This is a genomic window from Paenibacillus taichungensis (assembly GCF_047302525.1).
GTDB lineage: Bacteria > Bacillota > Bacilli > Paenibacillales > Paenibacillaceae > Paenibacillus > Paenibacillus taichungensis_B.
The window spans coordinates 3,891,678-3,911,537 of the sequence record NZ_CP168020.1 but is presented as its reverse complement, the minus strand read 5'-3'; the positions used below and the strand labels follow the sequence as shown (position 1 = coordinate 3,911,537).

The 19,860-nt window shown below is 45.0% G+C and carries 16 protein-coding genes; 13 read left to right on the top strand and 3 right to left on the bottom strand.

Annotated features, from left to right (window positions below; all coding sequences use genetic code 11):
- The first annotated feature begins 13 nt into the window (after nt 1–13).
- The 8 genes from ACDJ58_RS17360 to ACDJ58_RS17325 all read left to right on the top strand — a co-directional run bounded on the left by ACDJ58_RS17360 (nt 14) and on the right by ACDJ58_RS17325 (nt 10,897).
- Nucleotides 14–991 (top strand): alpha-ketoacid dehydrogenase subunit beta, encoded by a 978-nt coding sequence (locus ACDJ58_RS17360; protein ID WP_062325380.1) that lies wholly within the window; start codon nt 14–16, stop codon nt 989–991.
- A 175-nt stretch (nt 992–1,166) separates the two neighbouring features.
- The gene (locus ACDJ58_RS17355) at nt 1,167–2,480 is read left to right on the top strand and encodes a dihydrolipoamide acetyltransferase family protein (RefSeq protein WP_413372125.1); all 1,314 of its coding nucleotides are present in this window, start codon (nt 1,167–1,169) and stop codon (nt 2,478–2,480) included.
- 3 nt (nt 2,481–2,483) lie between these two features.
- The gene (gene lpdA, locus ACDJ58_RS17350; protein ID WP_063562829.1) at nt 2,484–3,899 is read left to right on the top strand and encodes a dihydrolipoyl dehydrogenase; all 1,416 of its coding nucleotides are present in this window, start codon (nt 2,484–2,486) and stop codon (nt 3,897–3,899) included.
- Between the two features lie 329 nt (nt 3,900–4,228).
- Nucleotides 4,229–5,023 carry a thymidylate synthase gene (gene thyA, locus ACDJ58_RS17345; protein ID WP_063562828.1) on the top strand — a complete coding sequence of 265 codons (795 nt, stop codon included), beginning with the start codon at nt 4,229–4,231 and terminating at the stop codon, nt 5,021–5,023.
- Between the two features lie 25 nt (nt 5,024–5,048).
- Nucleotides 5,049–5,537, top strand: coding sequence for a dihydrofolate reductase (locus ACDJ58_RS17340; protein ID WP_310853431.1), 489 nt, complete (start codon nt 5,049–5,051; stop codon nt 5,535–5,537).
- Nucleotides 5,538–6,162: 625 nt separating this feature from the next.
- Nucleotides 6,163–7,650 carry a glutamate synthase subunit beta gene (locus ACDJ58_RS17335; RefSeq protein ID WP_413372124.1) on the top strand — a complete coding sequence of 496 codons (1,488 nt, stop codon included), beginning with the start codon at nt 6,163–6,165 and terminating at the stop codon, nt 7,648–7,650.
- 305 nt (nt 7,651–7,955) lie between these two features.
- Complete coding sequence (locus ACDJ58_RS17330) at nt 7,956–8,423, top strand: Fur family transcriptional regulator (RefSeq protein ID WP_024633997.1); 468 nt, start codon at nt 7,956–7,958, stop codon at nt 8,421–8,423.
- A gap of 125 nt (nt 8,424–8,548) precedes the next feature.
- Complete coding sequence (locus ACDJ58_RS17325) at nt 8,549–10,897, top strand: DNA topoisomerase 3 (RefSeq protein ID WP_413372123.1); 2,349 nt, start codon at nt 8,549–8,551, stop codon at nt 10,895–10,897.
- A 92-nt stretch (nt 10,898–10,989) separates the two neighbouring features.
- Here the strand turns inward: ACDJ58_RS17325 and ACDJ58_RS17320 are convergent, their stop codons facing one another.
- Both ACDJ58_RS17320 and ACDJ58_RS17315 read right to left on the bottom strand, forming a co-directional pair.
- Entirely contained in the window at nt 10,990–11,754 is a 765-nt protein-coding gene (locus ACDJ58_RS17320) for an HAD family hydrolase (protein WP_413372122.1), read from the bottom strand.
- A 45-nt stretch (nt 11,755–11,799) separates the two neighbouring features.
- A complete protein-coding gene (locus ACDJ58_RS17315) occupies nt 11,800–12,720 on the bottom strand; it encodes an ArsR/SmtB family transcription factor (protein WP_413372121.1) in 921 nt (306 codons plus the stop codon).
- 201 nt (nt 12,721–12,921) lie between these two features.
- Here ACDJ58_RS17315 and ACDJ58_RS17310 point away from each other — a divergent pair, with 201 nt between their 5' ends.
- From ACDJ58_RS17310 to ACDJ58_RS17290, 5 genes are all read left to right on the top strand, one after another.
- Nucleotides 12,922–14,121, top strand: coding sequence for an MFS transporter (locus ACDJ58_RS17310; protein WP_413372120.1), 1,200 nt, complete (start codon nt 12,922–12,924; stop codon nt 14,119–14,121).
- Nucleotides 14,122–14,204: 83 nt separating this feature from the next.
- Nucleotides 14,205–14,930 (top strand): phosphonate ABC transporter ATP-binding protein, encoded by a 726-nt coding sequence (locus ACDJ58_RS17305; RefSeq protein ID WP_024634002.1) that lies wholly within the window; start codon nt 14,205–14,207, stop codon nt 14,928–14,930.
- A 67-nt stretch (nt 14,931–14,997) separates the two neighbouring features.
- Nucleotides 14,998–16,275, top strand: a complete 1,278-nt coding sequence (locus ACDJ58_RS17300; RefSeq protein ID WP_413372119.1) for a hypothetical protein — start codon at nt 14,998–15,000, stop codon at nt 16,273–16,275.
- The gene (locus tag ACDJ58_RS17295) at nt 16,268–16,966 is read left to right on the top strand and encodes a response regulator transcription factor (protein WP_063562821.1); all 699 of its coding nucleotides are present in this window, start codon (nt 16,268–16,270) and stop codon (nt 16,964–16,966) included. Before ACDJ58_RS17300 ends, ACDJ58_RS17295 begins: the two co-directional genes overlap by 8 nt.
- A complete protein-coding gene (locus tag ACDJ58_RS17290; protein WP_413372118.1) occupies nt 16,963–18,459 on the top strand; it encodes a sensor histidine kinase in 1,497 nt (498 codons plus the stop codon). Before ACDJ58_RS17295 ends, ACDJ58_RS17290 begins: the two co-directional genes overlap by 4 nt.
- Before the next feature lie 106 nt (nt 18,460–18,565).
- Here the strand turns inward: ACDJ58_RS17290 and ACDJ58_RS17285 are convergent, their stop codons facing one another.
- Entirely contained in the window at nt 18,566–19,792 is a 1,227-nt protein-coding gene (locus tag ACDJ58_RS17285; protein WP_413372116.1) for a glucose-1-phosphate adenylyltransferase, read from the bottom strand.
- Nucleotides 19,793–19,860 lie beyond the last annotated feature (68 nt).

Here is a 19,860-nt window from a genome sequence, read left to right as displayed (position 1 = left end):
GGAAATGAAGCAAATGGCACAAATGAACATGAAAGAAGCAATCCGTGATGCGCTTCGCGTTGAGTTGAAACGTGATCCTAACGTTCTGCTTTTCGGTGAAGACGTAGGTAATGTAGGCGGCGTTTTCCGTGTAACGGAAGGTCTGCAAAAAGAGTTTGGCGAAGAGCGTGTATTTGATACTCCACTCGCTGAGTCCGCTATTGGCGGTTTGGCTGTTGGTTTGGGTGTTCAAGGTTTCCGTCCGGTTGCCGAGATCCAATTCGTTGGTTTTATCTTCGAAGCCCTTGACCAAATGGTAGTTCAAGCAGCTCGTATGCGTTTCCGCTCCGGCGGTAAATATAATTCTCCAATCGTATTCCGTACACCATTCGGTGGCGGTGTAAAAGCGGCAGAATTGCACACAGATTCCCTTGAAGGTTTGCTTACGCAAACTCCGGGTATTAAAGTGGTAGTACCTTCTAACCCTTACGATGCAAAAGGTCTGATGATCGCTTCTATTCGCGACAACGACCCTGTATTCTTCATGGAGCACTTGAACTTGTACCATGCATTCCGTGCAGAAGTACCTGAAGAAGATTACACAGTTGAGCTGGGCAAAGCGAACGTTGTTCGTGAAGGTTCTGATGTAACTATCATTACTTACGGTATGATGGTTCACACTTCTGTGAAAGCAGCAGAAGAGCTCGAAAAACAAGGAATCAAAGTTGAAGTTATCGACCTTCGTACGGTTAGCCCGATCGACATCGATACTATCGTTGCTTCCATTAAGAAAACAAACCGTGCAATTGTTGTACAGGAAGCTCAAAAGAGCGCAGGTGTTGCAGCTGAAGTCATTGCACAAATCAATGAAAAAGCAATCCTGCACTTGGAAGCACCGGTTCTGCGTGTAGCTGGTCCGGATACTGTATATCCATTTGCACAAATCGAAGATACATGGCTTCCTAACCCAGCACGTATCGTTGCTGCGGTTAACAAAGTCGTAAATTTCTAATTTAATCATCTGACATGCCGCAAGGCGCAGTATGGTGATCAACACCGCAGCGCAAGCTGCACTGTAAACAGCCATTAGCCCCTTGAGTAACAGTTTATTGCATTAGCAGTAACGGTTGTTTCTTGGAGTTAAGGGTTGTTTTCAGGATTGAGACATAATCAAGGAGGTTTTTCAGTTGGCTAAATTTGAATACAAATTCCCTGAACTGGGCGAAGGCCTTCACGAAGGCGAAATCATCAAGATGCACATCAAAGTCGGTGACAAAGTAACTGACGACGACATCATCATGGAAGTACAGAATGACAAAGCGGTCGTTGAAGTACCTTGTCCGGTTAACGGCACAGTAACAGAAGTATTCGCAAAAGATGGCCAAGTTTGCCACGTTGGCGAAGTTGTTGCAATCATCGACGCTGAAGGTGAGCTTCCAGAGCAAGACGACGCTCCTGCAGGCGAGCAAGAAAAAGATGCAGCTCAAGGCGGAGCTGACACTAGCGGTTCTTCCGCAGCAGCTTCCAGCTCGGATGCAGCTAAAGAAGGCGGAAACAACAGCGTTCCGGCAGTACCTGCCAAAGACGTTCTGGCAACACCAAGCGTGCGTAAATTTGCTCGCGAACAAGGCGTAGACATCGCTCAAGTTAACGGTACTGGCAACAACGGTAAAGTTACCAAAGAAGATGTTGAATCCTTCAAAAACGGTGGCGGTTCTTCCGAAGCGGCATCTTCCGAAGCTCCGGCTCAAGAAGAGAAAAAATCCGCAGCACCAGCAGCTGCTGCAGCTGATCAACGTGTGGAAGAAGAGCGCGTACCATTCAAAGGTATCCGTAAAGCGATCTCCAATGCGATGGTTAAATCGGCTTACACAGCACCTCACGTTACAATCATGGACGAAGTGGACGTAACTGAACTGGTTGCTTTCCGTACTCGCATGAAACCTATCGCTGAGAAAAAAGGTACAAAAGTAACTTATCTGCCTTTCATCGTTAAAGCTCTGGTTGCAGCTTCCCGTGAGTTCCCAGCATTGAACGCTATGATCGATGAAGAAGCTAATGAAATTGTATACAAAAAATACTACAACATCGGTATCGCTACAGATACAGACAACGGCTTGATCGTTCCTGTTATCAAAGATGCTGACCGTAAATCCATCTGGATGATCGCTGATTCCATTCGTGATCTGGCAGCTCGTGGCCGCGACGGCAAATTGAGCGCGAACGAAATGAGAGGAAGCACTATCTCCATCAGTAACATCGGTTCTGCTGGCGGTATGTTCTTCACTCCGATCATCAACTTCCCTGAAGTTGCAATTCTCGGAACTGGACGCATAAGCGAAAAAGCCGTTATCAAAAATGGCGAAGTTGTTGCAGCACCTGTAATGGCTCTTTCCCTGAGCTTTGACCACCGTATCATCGATGGCGCAACAGCACAAAACTTTATGAACTACATTAAACAGCTGCTCGCTAACCCTGAGCTGCTTGTTATGGAGGTGTAAGATATGGTAGTAGGCGACGCTTCTCTCAATATCGACACATTAGTAATTGGTGCGGGTCCTGGTGGCTATGTAGCTGCCATCCGTGCTGCTCAACTGGGCCAAAGCGTATTGATCGTAGACAAATCCGAACTAGGTGGCGTTTGTTTGAACCGCGGATGTATTCCATCCAAAGCCCTGATCTCGGCTGCACACCAATATGAGTCTGCATTGCACGGCGAAGCTTTTGGTATCTCTGCTGAGAACGTAAAAGTGGACTTCAGCAAAACTCAAGAATTCAAAAACGGCGTTGTTAAGAAAATGACTGGCGGCGTAGCTGGTTTGCTCAAAGGCAACAAAGTTGAAGTTTTCAACGGTGAGTGCATGTTCATCAACGAAAACGAAGCTCGTGTATTCAATGATCACGAGTCTCCACGTTACAAATTCAAAAATGCAATCATTGCAACAGGTTCCCGTCCAATCGAGCTGAAACCTTTCCCGTTTGGCGGACGCATTCTGTCTTCAACAGAAGCTCTGAACTTGCCTGAAGTTCCAAAAAGCATGATCGTTATCGGTGGCGGTTATATCGGTGCTGAGCTTGGTCAAATGTACTCCAAATTCGGTGCTAAAGTAACAATCATCGAAGGTTTGGATACTGTACTGCCAGGTTTCGATAAAGACATGACTAGCCTCGTAGCTAAAAACATGAAGAAAACAGGCATCGAAATCGTAACGGGTGCAAAAGCTGAAAGTGCTGAGCAAACGGATAAAGATGTAACTGTTAAATATTCTGTAAATGGTGAATCCAAAGAAGTAACTGCAGATTATCTGCTCGTTACTGTTGGACGTCGTCCAAATACAGACGGAGAGCTTGGTCTGGACCTGATTGGCGTAGACGTTGACGAGCGTGGATTCGTTAAAGTTGATCACCAAGGCCGTACTAGCATTCCTCACATCTTTGCAATCGGTGATATTGTATCTGGTCTGGCACTTGCCCACAAAGCTTCTTATGAAGGTAAAGTGGCTGCTGAAGCGATCGCAGGGCAACCATCTGTAGTTGACTACAAATGTATGCCGGCAGTTGTGTTCACAGATCCTGAGTGCTCTAGCGTAGGTTACACTGAGAAAGAAGCTAAAGAAAAAGGCTACAAAGTAAAAGCTGGCAAATTCCCTTATGCGGGTAATGGCCGTGCTGTATCTTTGAACCACGCTGAAGGCTTCGTGAAAATCGTAGCTGACGAAGAAACAGGTCTTGTACTGGGTACCCAAATCGTAGGTCTGGAAGCTTCCAACCTGATTGCTGAGCTTGGCCTCGCAATTGAAATGGGTGCTACTTTGGAAGATTTGGCGCTGACTATTCACGCTCACCCTACTTTGGGCGAAATCGTGATGGAAGCTGCGGAACTGGTTATGGGTCACCCGATCCACATCATTTCCCGCTAATATCGTCTAAGCTTCGGATTCGTCCGGCATTATACGTAAATCAAGAAGGGATGGATAACGTGTTACAGCGTTGTCTGTCCCTTTTTTTATGTGAACTCCTAAGATAGAGCCTGTTAATGACATGAATTAATGAGGTTCAGTAGCACTTAAATCAATTAAGCACCATGCAATCGGAAGCTTAATGTGGTACACTGTAACAACCAATATGACAGCGGAGGGCTTAGGTCGATGCTGTATTCAAATAAGGCAAATTGGAACAAACACCAACTGTGTGAATGTTCTTGTTTGTTTTTATTGCTATGAAATTAGAAGTGCGAGGGGAATATAATTTGAAAAACTATCTTGATTTATTACAGGATATTCTGGATACAGGCGTGCATAAGGGAGATCGCACCGGAACTGGAACACAGTCGGTATTTGGCAGACAGCTCCGATACGACCTATCCGAAGGGTTTCCGCTGGTAACAACCAAGCGAATTCATCTGAAATCAGTCATTCATGAGTTGTTGTGGTTTTTGAGCGGGGATACGAATATATCCTATCTGAAGGAAAATGGTGTAAAGATCTGGGACGATTGGGCTGACGAAAATGGTGATTTGGGTCCGGTATATGGATCACAATGGCGTACTTGGGAAGCGCCTAACGGGGAGAAGATCGATCAAATTGCTGCTGTTATTGATTCGATTAAAAATAATCCGGATTCGCGGCGTCACCTCGTTAGCGCCTGGAATGTGGCGGAGATTAACAACATGAAATTGCCTCCTTGTCATTTCGCGTTTCAGTTCTACGTGGCTGAGGGTAAACTATCGTGTATGCTAACAATGCGTTCTGTAGATACGTTCCTTGGGCTGCCATTTAACATTGCCAGCTATGCGCTGCTGACACATATGATTGCCCAGCAGTGTGATCTTGAAGTTGGGGAGTTTATTTGGTCCGGTGGGGATGTACACATCTACTCAAACCATGTGGAACAAGTGAAAACCCAGTTGGAGCGTGAGCCATTCGCGTTGCCTAAGTTGGTTATCAAGCGTAAGCCGGATTCCATTTTCGATTATACGTTTGATGATTTTGAGTTTGAGAACTACCAGCATCATCCGGGTATTAAAGCCCCGATTGCGGTATAACACGGATTGAAGGAGTGTGTATTCTTTGAGCATTGAACTTGTATGGGCGATGGGCGAGAATGGCGTTATTGGATTAAATAATTCCATTCCGTGGCGTTTGCCTAAAGATATGGCCTTTTTCAAGCAACGTACGTTAAATAAAACGATTATTATGGGACGCAATACATGGGAGTCCTTTGGAGGCAAGCCGCTTCCGCAACGTCGAAATATTGTTGTAACAAGAGATCTTAACTATCAAGCGAATCAGGCTGAAGTGGTGCATACGATTGAAGAGGGTCTGGAAGTTACAAAAGGCGAAGAGCTTTGCGTCATTGGCGGTTCTCAGGTCTATCGTGAGTTTTTGCCGCTCGCAGATCGTCTGGTGGTAACCAAAATCCATGAGGATTTTGAGGGAGATACCTTTTTCCCAGAAGTGGATTGGTCGGAGTGGGAGCTAACAGAACAGATCGAAGGCGAGCAAGATGAAAAAAATGTTTATGCGTATACGTTTGAGTTCTACGAACGAAAACGGTAAGAGGGACATAAGATGAAGTAGAAGAGCCCAAACTTACGCTATAAACGAAATATAAGGGCGCTGATTTACGAAATATTCGTGAACAGCGTCTTTTCTTTTAAAAATAAAATGAAATAAATACGAAATCACATAAAGATGACATAAATATAACGTTTAATTAACGAAGAAAATGATTGTAATACATAGCCTCTAATCTCTCTTTAGTAAAAAAGTATAAAAAATGTGGGGTTTCACCGTTGTAAAGCCCTAAAATCAGATATTGTTCGGATTTGGTAGCCTAAAACAGCGAAAAATGTTGTTTTCAATGATAAATTACCTTACATTTAAATAACGTTTCTACCGTTTTTTCATTAATTAAACGCCTAATTTCTTATAGCCACACTTTAGAAATAACCAATTTAAGGGTATTGACCATGTGTAGACTAGGACGATATGATGTATAAAATACAAATAATTATTCGGATAATCCATTTAATATTCAGCATGCAAAGTGCTACTATAATTGAAATATCTTCGAGAAGATTTTGTGATACAATATACAAAAACTCAAACATGAGTAATCCATTTCATATAGAACCATGCAGATGAAAGGATTAAGACAAGAACGGATGGGGGAAAACGTAAGATGTCTACACCTACTGGATTTATGGAATACAAACGGCAGCTGCCTGCGGACCGTAAGCCGGCGGAGCGGGTTAAGGATTGGGAAGAGTTTCATAAACATATGGCTGAAGAAGAGCTCAGAACACAAGGTGCACGATGCATGGATTGTGGTACCCCGTATTGCCATACAGGTATAGATATGACTGGCGGAACGTCGGGCTGCCCTGTGCATAACCTGATTCCAGAATGGAATAATCTGGTGTATCGTGGTTTGTGGAGAGAAGCACTTGATCGTCTGCACAAAACGAATAATTTCCCTGAGTTTACAGGTCGTGTCTGTCCTGCTCCTTGTGAAGGGTCATGTACAGTGGGACTTATCGGTGAACCTGTAACCATCAAAACGATTGAAGAAGCGATTATTGAAAAGGGTTTTGAAGAAGGATGGGTGGTTCCCCAGCCTCCGGAGAAACGTACGGGTAAACGTGTAGCAGTTGTAGGTTCAGGTCCTGCAGGACTGGCTACGGCAGCTCAGTTGAACAAAGCAGGTCACTCGGTAACCGTATACGAGCGCTCCGATCGTGTCGGTGGTTTACTGATGTATGGTATCCCTACGATGAAATTGGACAAAAACGTCGTTCAGCGTCGTGTTGATTTGCTGGAAGCAGAAGGCATTCAATTTGTAACAAACACGGAGATCGGTAAAGATATTGCTGCGCAACAACTGGTGGATGAGTATGATGCGGTTGTCCTGTGCGGAGGTGCAACCAAACCGCGTGAGTTCAACATTGAAGGCAGTGATCTGAAAGGCGTGCACTACGCCATGGATTTCCTGAATGGCAGCATCAAAAGTTACCTGGACTCCAACCTGGAGGATGGTAACTACCTGTCAGCACAGGACAAGGATGTTATCGTCATCGGTGGCGGGGATACAGGTTCCGACTGTGTAGCTACATCGCTTCGTCATGGTTGTCGAAGCATTACTCAATTTGGTACACATACTCAAGCTCCTATGGAACGTGATCGCATTAACAACCCTTGGCCGCAATTTCCGAACGTATATACTCTTGATTATGCACAGGAAGAAGCGAAAGCACTGTTCGGTGACGACCCGCGTGAGTTCTCCATCATGACGACCAAATTTGTGGGTGACGATGAGGGTAATCTCAAAGAACTTCACACCGTTCAAATCGAGCGTATTGTAGATGAGACGGGACGTAAAATCTATCAGCCGATTCCGGGTACAGAACGTATCTTCCCAGCTCAAATGGCAATGATTGCTATCGGTTTTGACGGACCGGAACAGACTTTGGTGGAACAACTTGGACTTGCAACAGACCGTCGTACCAACGTTAAGGCGCGTTACGGCAAATACAATACCAATGTGGATAAAGTATTTGCAGCAGGTGACATGCGTCGTGGTCAAAGTCTGGTTGTATGGGCAATTAATGAAGGCCGTGAAGCTGCCCGTGAAGTGGACAAATACTTGATGGGTGCTACAGTTCTCGTATAACGAGTTAATGAGCCGCATATGGATATGGATTTGCAATTTTTGAATAAAATATATAAATGATACAACAAAACTCTCGCAATTAGCGGGGGTTTTTTGTTATTTTTTATGATAACTTGAGACGTTCAGCTACAATTATTTTAGGCAACTGTGAGGTATAGCATTGCTTTTTATCTCATAAAGATTTATTATTACATTATAATGATTATAAATAAGAAACGTAATGACACTTAATTGAAAACTACACGAATTGTGAAATTATAATATCCGGAGGTGCAATCTTTATGGCAAGTAACCGGGACAAATCCATTTCAGAACAGATTGATGACATTAAAAAACAGTTGGTTGCAAAAGGGTATAAGCTGACACAGCAACGAGAAGTTACGGTACGTGTATTACTTGAACATGAGAAGGATCATTTTAGCGCAGAGGAAGTATTTCTGCTGGTCAAGGAGCAATTCCCCGAGATTGGCTTGGCTACCGTATATCGTACGCTTGAACTGCTTAGTGACCTTCAGGTCGTAGAAAAGATTAACTTTGGTGACGGTGCTGCGCGCTTCGACCTGCGAAGTACGGATGGCTCACATCACCATCATCATTTGATTTGCACAGAGTGTGGCACTGTAGAAGAGATCATGGAGGATGGTTTGCTTCGTCTGGAACAACAAATCGAGCGTCAGTACGGCTTTGCCGTTACAGACCATCGGCTTGATTTTCAGGGCGTATGCAAAGAGTGCAGAGCGAAGCAGGCTTTGAATGAACAAGCAGCAGGGTAAATCCAATGGGGAGGATGCTCCCGCAACCAAAATCTGATATAATAAGTTTCAGAAGCAAGGGGCTTCCGTGGGCGGAAGGCCCCTTTTTGCCGTCATCTGGACGGTGAAGGAGGAGAGATGGACGGATGAAGACACTGGTTATTGCGGAAAAGCCCGACATGGGCCGAACCATTGCCGCCGTCATAGAACCAAGAGCCAAGAACAATCGCAATTATTTGGAAGGTGAGCATTACATTATCACCTGGGCGATTGGTCATCTATTGGGACTTGCTGAACCGGATGCCTATGATTCAAAGTATAAACGCTGGAATATCGGCGACCTGCCGATCATTCCGGATCAGTTCAAGATTGTGCCCAATCCCAGAACGAAAGATCAACTGAAAATGATCGGAGAACTTGCGAAAAGGGCATCGGCCATCGTTAATGCTTGTGATGCAGGGCGAGAGGGACAGTATATTTTTGCCTTAATTCAACAACAGTTGAAGCTGCGTCAGCCTGTCAAACGTCTGTGGATATCGGATTTGACCGCTGAGAGTATTAAACGTGGTTTTGACGGTTTGAAAGATGCCTCGGAATTTGAGAATTTGACCCATGCTGCCAGGGCTCGTAGTGAAGCGGATTGGCTGATTGGCATGAATGCATCCCGGGCTTTCACCACCCGACACAATGCCTTACTCTCTGTAGGCCGGGTGCAGACTCCGGTACTGGCCTTGATCTATGATCGGGAAATCGAGATTGAAGCGTTCCAGTCCCAGACCTTTTATGAAGTAGCCGCTTGGTTTCGTCAAGAAGGAGTGGAGTACAGGGGCTTACGTCAAGGGGACAAGCTGACCGACCCCGCCGTTGCTGAATCGATTGCTACCAGTGTGAAGGGGAAGACGGGACAGATTACCAAGTACGAAGCTAAACAGACCAAGGAGTATCCATACCGGTTGTATGATCTGACCCTTTTGCAGCGTGAAGCAAATGCCAAGTATGGATATGGAGCTAAGAAAACGTTGGATATTGCACAGGCGCTTTACGAGAAACATAAGGTGATCTCTTATCCACGGACAAATTCAAACTATGTTACGGAACAGAATATTGAAGGTATGCACAAAACGCTGAATCTGCTTAAAAATGGACCCTATAGTGAGCTGGCGCAAGGAGCGAAACCTGAACTCGTTCATAAGAAAAACAAGGGTGTATGTAACCCGTCCAGAGTTGAGGATCACCATGCGATTTTGCCTACATTGAAGCGACCGGGTACGTTATCCAAAGATGAGCAGAATATCTACGATCTAATCGTAAGACGTTTCTTATCCCATTTCTATCCGCCAGCAGAGTATAAGCAGCATACCGTGCTCACTGACGTTGAGAAGCACCAGTTCAAGACATCTGTGAAAGAACTGCTGTCACTGGGGTGGAAGGTGGTACTGGGATCTTCAGATCAGGAGCAGACAGGCAAGAAAAAGACAAAGAAAAACAGCAATGAAGAAGAGGAAGCAGAGGAATGGACAGACAAGGCATTTGCTGTTCAACCTGAATTGCCTGTTCAATGTACCAAGAGTGAATTCAAGGAGAAGGCGACACAGCCTCCCAAGAGTTATACTGAGGGAACGTTGCTAAAAGCAATGGAGAGTGCAGGGAAACAGATCGAGAATGAAGAGCTGCGTGATGCAATGAAAGACAGTGGACTGGGTACACCAGCGACTCGTGCGGCAACGATAGAACGACTTAAAAACGTGGGTTACATTACGATGCAGGGTAAAAAGATGCAACTGACGTTGAAGGGTCGGACAGCCATCGAATTGATCCGCAAGGCAGGCGTAGATCTGTTAACTTCGCCTGAAATGACGGGCCAATGGGAAAGAAGATTGTACCAAATTTCCAAAGGTGAAGCGGGCCAGGACAAGTTTATGGAGAACGTCAAAAAATTTACGATGTCCATCATTGATAAAGTACGTGTGCAGGCACCGGCACCAGCGGATGCTTTTGGGGAAGATACACGTGGGGGGCGGGGTAAAGGCAAGGGAGCCAAAGCCCAGAGATCCAGCACCAGAACAACTTCTGCCAAGATATCAAGTGCAGGCGCAGGTACCAGTGTAGGTTCGAAGACTTCACGTCAAACGTCGGGAGCTTCATCCAGAACTGCCAGTGTCGCGAACGCGACGGCGCAAACGCGATCTTCGACTTCCAGTCATTCTGGCGTTCGTGAAATGCTGGCATCCTGTCCATCACCGGGTTGCACCGGTCAGATTATTGAAGGCAAGAAAGGCTATGGCTGTACACGTTTCAAAGAAGGCTGCGGGTTTGTCATTTGGAAAGAGTACGTCGGCAAGAAAATTACCAGTACGATGTTGAAAGCGTTGATTGAGAAGGGGAGTACTCAGGTACTGGCTTTTAAACGAAAAGACGGAAGTACGGTGAAGGCGCGTATTATTTTGCAAGATAAGGCAACAGGCAAACTATCTGCTGAAAAGCAGGATGCATAAGTTTATTGGATGTAAAGGCTGTAATAAGAACGGGAAGCCTGATGTGCCAGCGTCAAATTCAATTGTTAATTAAACAAAAAATAAAAGGACCCTTATCCAAGGGTCCTTTTTTGTTGCTGCTGTTGTATGTTTTCATGGATGACCTTCGGTACCTCTTCCAGGGCAGTGATGGTATACATCGATGTCTCGGGATTAGGTTGAAGCTCCACCATGTTGTATTGCCATTCGTTCGGCTGTTTGATATATATGCTATGGATGCCGGCCGTCACTGCTGGCATGATGTCTGTGCGCAGTGAGTTTCCAATCATCCAAGTTGCACGACGCTCAAACGGGCCAGTAGAGAGAATACCTTCAAGCGCTTCAACATTCTTATGTTGCCGAATGTAGATCCGGTCATCGAAATAAGCCGAGAGCTTCATCTGGTCAATCTTCCGCTGCTGAATTACGGTTTCTCCACCCGTGTACAGGTAGAGGGCATGTCCAGCTGATTTAAGATTCTCAAGCGTTTCAACCATATGAGGATAAGGCTCAACCTCTTGGTCATATACACTCATTCCCAATTTGGTGAGGTAAGACTCTTCTTGGTGAGAGGTGGGCTTTACGAACTTCTGGGAGAAGTAACGGTAGGTATCAATAAGGGATTGCGGGAAATGGTGACTTGCAAATCCCAGTTTATTGACCCCGGTTACATCAATCTCCAGCTGTTTTTCCCTAATTTGTTGAACCGTTAGGGCATGTCCATCAAACCACTCCTGCATGTTCTCGAAGAATTCACCAAGCACCAGGTTGAAATATTTATTGCAGTACACGAGTGTATCATCGAGATCAAACAAAATATGTTGTTTTATTATTTTCATATCCAATTCACTCCTTGCAGCAGCAGCAGCACAGTTGTTCATATTTTATATGCGAATATAAGATTCCAGGAACATGTTCAATTCAGATACGCCATCTGGTCGAATACTGTATTTCTCTTTGCGATTACTGCCGAGCAGATGGGTTCGTAGCAGTCCGGCGATGCGCAATGCCATAACCTGATCTTTAACCATATCCTCGTCTTTGCCCAACTCCTCACACATCTCAGCGAGCGACTTCGGTTCACCTGAAACGTAGCGGAGCAGACGGAGTCTTTCCGGATCAGCCAGGGCATGTGTGAAACGAAGCAGACAGGTTGGTGGTTGGTCTTCATCCTCTTCGGGTGCATCTACAGGATACTGCATGATCATCATGCCCTCATAGAAGCAGTACATATTAATGGGTCGATTGTGAACGGTTGGAAACAGGATTACTTCATCCAGTCCAGGCATCGGTTCAACCAGAACACCCGCAGTAGCGTATTCAATAAGAAGTTCAGGCCCCATTTTATCAAGCAGTACGCGTTTCTCTTCAGCGTCTTCTTCGAGCCAGGTACGATAATCTTCACTCATATTCTGGCAGTAATGCTGATCCCAGAGTCGCAAAAGTGGCACATAGCTATCCCGAATACGTGTAGATTCTTCTATTGTAAGATGGGGCAGCAAAACAGATACGCGTGCGAACAGCTCTTCGGCTGTTAGTCCAGCAAGCATATCCAGAAAATCAATATTCTCATTAGAAGCGTTCCGATAGGCCGCCCATGCAAACAAAACATCAAAGTCATCAAAAGGCCAGGTGGCAGCAGGTGCGAGCGCTGCTCGAACATTGGAACTTAGTTTGCCTTCCACCTCAATGATCCATTCGGGGCCAACATCCAGATGTTGAATCCACTTCTTCGTTACATATACCAAAAAGCTGTTGAGCATTTCATATATCGGTGAAACATCGATTTTAACATGATAAGCCATATGATGCAGAATCCTCCCGTCACATCTAAATGTACGCAGCGACTTAAGTACTATTATGGCTTGTTTTGCAGGGCGTTGTCCACTATAATGTTCAAGTCCAGGGCAAAACCCCTGGCGTAACCATGCATGATCAATAGAATAGTTATAACATGCGAAAGGTCGTCAGTGATGGCGATTTTTCTTTGTATGCTTGCAGGAGGAATGATTTTTGTGTCATCTATACCCACCCCCAAATTATCACATTCTACATCAAACTATCTCATTCTGATTACCGTTATTGTTGTGGCGGGGATCAGCCAGGGACTTTTATTGCCGGTGCTCTCCATTTTCTTGGAGCAAAAAGGAGTCTCACCGGGTTTGAACGGAATGAATGCAGCCGCATTGTACGTTGGCTCTTTTGCCATGACCTTGGTGGCGGAACGACTGCTGGGAGCTATTGGTTTCAAAAAGCTGATTATCGGTGGACTGTTATTTGTCATGATTCCCCTGATTCTGTTTCCTTATTTTCCGGATATCAAAATTTGGTTTATTTTGCGTCTCGTCGTCGGAATCGGTGATAGTGCACTCCATTATTCTGCCCAGTTATGGGTACTACTGGTGACCGCACCCGAAAAACGCGGACGTTACATCTCTTTATATGGCATGTCCTATGGTTTAGGATTCAGTATTGGCCCACTGGGAATCAAGCTGCTCGGGTTTGGGGATGCCGTACCATTCTGGGTATTGTTTGTTTGTATGGCTGCTGTACTTATCCTTGTATTAATGAAGCTTCCCGATACGAAGCCGGAAAAGGCTGAACATGGACAACTGCCTGAACGCCGTTTCCGTCGCAGTCTGGCCTGGGCATGGTACGCACTGTTACCTGCGTTATTGTACGGGTATATGGAAGCCGGAATGAACAGCAATTTTCCCGTATACGGACTGCGTATTGGTTTGGATGCCAATCAGATATCGTCCTTGCTACCTTTTGTCGGAATTGGTGGTTTGTTTCTGCAATTGCCTCTAGGCATGTTGAGTGACCGTTATGGTCGAAAGCAAACGTTAATGTTTGCCGGCATTACTGGCGGTATCATCTTCATGCTGGTTCCTATGGCCGGTACACATTTCTGGTGGACGCTTGTGCTGTTGACCATAGCAGGAGGTCTGGTAGGTTCATTTTTCTCGCTTGGCCTGGCCTATGCCGCAGATATTTTGCCAAAAGCGCTGCTGCCTGCAGCGAACGTTGTGGCCTCATTTCATTTTACAATTGGAAGCATCATTGGACCAAATCTGGGTGGGCAAGTGATCAACTGGATTTCACCAGGAAGCATGTTTATTTTGCTTGGATTCATGTATCTTCTTTTTGGTGCAGCAGGTGTATTATTTCGTCGTAAACCTTTGCTCGAATCTGTGGTAAAATAGAAGCTGGTGTTCGCATGGAAATTGATGTCCATTTCCGAGTACACTAGTAGTAGGGAAAAACATGGACAAGAGGAGACATCGCGATGATCAGAGTTGAGGGTTTAAGCAAATCCGTTGGAGCGGACCGGGTTCCGGTTCTGCGGGATATACGATTCGATATGCAACAGGGAGAAATGATTGGTGTAGTGGGCTCGAGTGGCAGCGGAAAAAGCATGCTGCTTAAATGCCTTGCTATGATGGAAAAATGGGACAGTGGTCGATTTACGGTGGACGGCGCCGAGATTATAAAAGAAGGTTGGTCCGGAAAACGGAAAATTAAACGGGAATGGGCATACTTGGAACAGAATCCGCAATTGTATCCGAGACGTACAGCTTTGAAAAATGTATTGATCGGTCGGTCTGGTCAAACCCCTTTGTGGAGAATGGTAACAGGTATGGTTCGTTCCGATGATTATATGGGTGCGATGGATTATCTGGAAGGGCTGGGATTGCTGGATAAAGCGCACCAGACTGCAGAGAAGCTTAGTGGTGGCGAGAAGCAGCGTGTTGCGATTGCCAGAGCGCTTGCGCATGGTGCCAAAGTTGTTTTGGCGGATGAGCCTGTAATCGGACTTGATCCTCATACAGCAGATACGGTGCTGGAAACACTGCGCAAATTGTGCGAAGAGGAACGGGCTACCGTGATTGCGGTATTGCCTATTGAAATGGCAGAGAAACATGCGACCCGCATCTGGGGTCTTGCGGAAGGCAAGATTGCTTTTGATATACGTGGACGTCGGTTGACACAGCAAGAAAAAAATATGATTTAAACTATTGAAAAGAGTGATGAATTTGCTTAATTCACGGTGGGGGCGCCTGTTAGCGGGGGGAGCAGCTATGATTGTACTTGGCTCCGTTCTTAGCGGATGCACTGTCCTGAGTGATCCCAAGCTTTTAATGAAACAACCCATGATGTCGATGGACAAGGAGAGACTTCTTACAATTGTACAGAAAGAACAACCTCCTGAAAGCCAATTAATTCGGCCCAAAGACTTGAACAATACAAGCATGATACGGGTGGCAGATTTGGATGGGGATGGAACCCGAGAAGCCATTGTTTTCTACGAAACTCCGAGTGAAAATGTGCGGATTCATGGCATGCTTCTCGAAGAGCAGGGTGATACCTGGGTGAAAAAACTTACTTTTGATGTTCCGGGAAATACCTTGCAATCCTTTAAACTGCTGGACATCACGAACGATGGTAATCCTGATATTGTTCTTGGAGTGAGCCTCGAAGCACAGAAAGCTTTAATGGCCTATTCCTACAAAGGAGGGGCCCTTGAACAGGTGATGGGCGGAGTACCGTATAATGAGTTAATTATTGATGATTTACAAGGGAATCCTTTGGATCTAAACGGGGACAAAAAAAATGATTTTGCTATCGTTTCGCTCAATACCAGCGGATTTTCCTCCATTGCCCTATATCAATATGATGATGGAAGCTTCAAGGAAGTGGACCGTATACAGACGGACTATACAGTAAAAGAATTTTATAATGCACTTGGTGGTCAAATTGCCAAAGATAAAGTGGGCTTCGTATTGGATGCCGAATTGGACGACCGAAGTACCTTTACACAGATTGTTTATGTAAAGGACAACAAATTGGTGTATGCATTCAATTCCCCTGATCAAACCTATAGAGATGACAAAATTTTAAGCGGTGATTTTAATAATGATGGTATTATTGAATTTGGATTGAAGGAAACACCCAGAGGCTGGGAACATTACGTATTTGATGCTCGAATGTGGTTCTATACTTTCTATCAATGGAATGGTAAGGATGGCAAAGATTTTGTATCCTTCCAATATCGTGATGATGCGAATGCATTCCATCTTAACCTGAAAACGGATTGGTACGGAAAAGTTACAATAGATACCAAATCGGAAAAGGGAAAATATATTCGTTTCAAAATGATTGATACGGATGAAACGGTGGGTGAAATTAAATATTTCACACTTACGCAATGGGAACAAGACAAAGGTAAAGGGTGGAAAGAAATCACCAAATCGAACGATCGAGTGATTGCTTATCGTGGCGCGCAATCTGCGAATAACGATGGTGGATTACTGGACAATATGTCGCATCTGAATAGAAAGGAAGAACTTAATGAGTAAAGTACTTATTCTTGAGGATGAAGAATCCATCCGCAGCTTTATTGTTATTAATTTGAAGAGAAACGGGTTCGAAGTGCTTGAAGCGGGAGACGGACATGAAGCGCTTCGTATTCTGCAATCCGTACCAGATATTGACTTAGCTTTGCTAGATGTTATGGTTCCTGGAATTGACGGATTCGAAGTGTGTCGTCGTATTCGTGAAACGAATGAACGTTTGGGAATTATTTTCCTCACAGCCAAAGTACAGGAGCAGGACAAGGTATATGCGCTATCAGTTGGAGCAGACGATCACGTAAGTAAGCCGTTTAGTCCAACCGAGCTAATTGCACGTATACAATCTTTATTGCGCCGGGTCAATGTTCACCGGGAGACAGCTGCAAAGGTAACGTTCCAATCAGGACCATTCTCGTTGGATCTGATCTCCAAGCAATTTAAGAAACAAAATGAATTAATTGAGTTAACACCAACCGAATTTTCCTTGATTCAATTTTTCTTAGAAAAAGAAAACACACCGCTTAGTCGTGATGTGCTGCTCGACCACGTCTGGGGTAAGGAGTATATGGGCGATCCGAAAATCGTGGACGTAAACATTCGCCGCTTGCGCCAGAAAATTGAGAACAATCCTTCCGAACCTGAATACCTGCAGACTGTATGGGGTCACGGGTACAAATGGAAGGGCCGGGATCAATGATCAAAAAAGGCATTACACGGCAGATCGTACTACATTACTTCATTGTAGTTTTCCTGGCTCTGCTGTTGGTGGAATTCGTATTTTTGATTGCAGTACAAAGGTATTATTACGAGAGTATTTATAATACGATTAATCAGCAGATTACATCGACGAATGATTTTAAAGAAACGTTATCTCGTACGGATGAAGCTAATAATTTATCGTATTTGCTCGCTAATTTACAATTGGGTAGTACCGAGCTGCAAATCCTTGATATGGATGGCCGAGTCTTGGCTAGTTCAACTGCTTTTGAGTCCGAGCATGCCGTTCTTCAAACGAGCGATATATCACAGGCCATGAACGGAAGCATTGGCCGTTGGGTGGGAAGACAACCCCTTACGGGTGAGCAAGTCATGGCGGTATCCCACAAGCTAGATTTGGGTGGCGAAAATACTTATATTGTGAGGTACCTCACCTCGCTGGATATGGTTAATTCCAAGCTTCTGGTTATGGGGCTGCTTGCTGTTGCTGTAGGTGTGGCCGTTCTAGTCATTGTATTAATTATAAGTATCGGAATGGCGAATTCAATTGTGCGGCCCCTCAATAACATTACAGCCGTTTCAGCTCAAATGGCCAGGGGACGTCTGGATGTCAGAGTTAAAGGTAATTACAAGCACGAGCTTGGTGAACTGGCATCTACATTGAATTTCATGGCACATGAGATTGTACGCAGTAACCAGATTAAAGACGACTTTATTTCATCTATTTCGCATGAATTGCGTACACCTCTGACCAGCATTAAAGGCTGGAGCGAAACCCTGGATTCAGGTGGGTACGATCCCGATGAGACGAGAATTGGAATGAGTATTATCTCCAAAGAAACCGAGCGCTTGATCGGTCTTGTTGAAGAAATGCTCGATTTCTCCAAATTGCAGCAAAATCAGATGAAGCTTGTAAAAGGCTCGGTCAGCATTCGAGAAATTGTTCAGGAAACGATGTTGAACGTCTGGGCCAAAGCGGAGCAAAAGCAAGTACATCTCAAGCTGGACACGGATGAGACCCGTGCATTTAACGTATTTGGAGACGGCAATAGGCTGAAACAAGTCTTTCTTAATCTGGTTGACAATGCGATTAAATTTTCTCATGAGAATTCGTGGATTTTCCTTTCTGTTAAAGAAGAGAAGGGGCAGATCATAGCTGCTGTTCAGGATACCGGTATCGGAATCAGTGAAGAACATCTCATAAAAGTACGTGACCGTTTCTTCCAAGTGAATCACCAAAACGGGGGAACAGGACTGGGTCTTGCCATTACGCAGGAACTTGTGGAACTGCATGAAGGTACGATCACGATACAGAGTGAGCTTGGGTCGGGAACCACGGTTACTGTTTCTTTGCCAGCATTGCCTGAGGAAGAGGCTGTGATAAGTGAAGCTCCTAAGCATAACAGTGACTCTGAAGAAGTGCAGGAGACAACACAGGCCCAGCAGACAAACACCGATAAGGAAGAAACATAATCCCTAATTACAAAGTTAAGGCAACGTATATTGTATTGTTTAAAATATCGTTTGGATTTAACGCACCAAAAAGGCGAGCCATATATGGCTCGCCTTTTCTTAATGCTTATGAAGAAAGCTCTCCAGCGCGCAGACGCCCGCTTTTTTCATAAACATCTTTCAGCATGCGTACAGGTTGTGTGCGCACAGCCGGTTTGGCCGAGACAATCTCATTCGGTCCGACAACCACGATTTCATCCGCGGTGCCTTTGACAATGGCACCGTCTTTGATAATGGCACCTTCACCAATGATGGCGCGCTCGATATGAACACCACGACCTACCCGTGCATTTGGCATTATCACGCTGTCTTTAACTTCAGAACCTTTACCAACTTCGGCTCCGCAGAAAATAACAGAACGTTCAGCACGGCCATCCATGTTGCAGGATTCATGGATCATGGACTGAAGGAGCTCAGCACGCGTATGACGTGCTTTGTATGCACTCGGTTTAGTTCTCCAGTCACGAGTAAACATCGGCCAGTCTTCTTTTTGCAGGCTCCAGTCATCATCGTTATGAAGCAGATCCATGTGCGCATCCCATAAACTCTTCACGGTACCCACGTCTTTCCAATAACCATTGAAGTTATATACGAAGAGAGGGGTATTCTCATTCAACATTTGAGGAATCACATCTTTACCGAAGTCATGGCTGGATTCCGGATTAGCGGCATCTTCGAGAAGGTGGCGCTTCAGGTATTCCCATTTGAACATGTAAATACCCATGGAAGCCAGATTACTTTTCGGTTCGGCCGGTTTCTCGGCAAACTCCGTTACTTTCAGATTCTCATCAGCTGCCATAATGCCGAAGCGATGGGCTTCCTCCCAAGGAACCTCCATAACGGAAATCGTCGCTACCGCTTCATTAGCTGTATGAGCTTCCAGCATTTCACGATAATTCATATGATAAATATGGTCACCCGACAAAATTAGAACATTTTCGGGGTTTTGTTGGTCAATATAGTCTATATTTTTATAAATAGCATCCGCGGTTCCCAAGTATTCGTCATTTCCTGTATGATAAGATGGAAGTAAGGAAATTCCTGCCTTACTTGAAGTACCATGTCCCCAAGGTTCTCCGCCACCAATGTGATCATGCAATGAATCAGCTTGGTACTGCGTCAAAACACCTACAGTATCTATGCCTGAGTTTACGCAGTTGCTGAGGGGAAAATCGATAATCCGGTAGTGCCCGCCAAACGGTACAGCGGGTTTTGCGATACTTGAGGTTAAAGGGGCTAATCTTTTCCCTTCTCCTCCCGCCAACAGCATAGCGATGCAATCTTTATTAAACATAATCGTTTCCCTCCCAAGATATTTGTCCAGTGTAGTACATACATAAACGCAATGCGGAGCTATTGAAA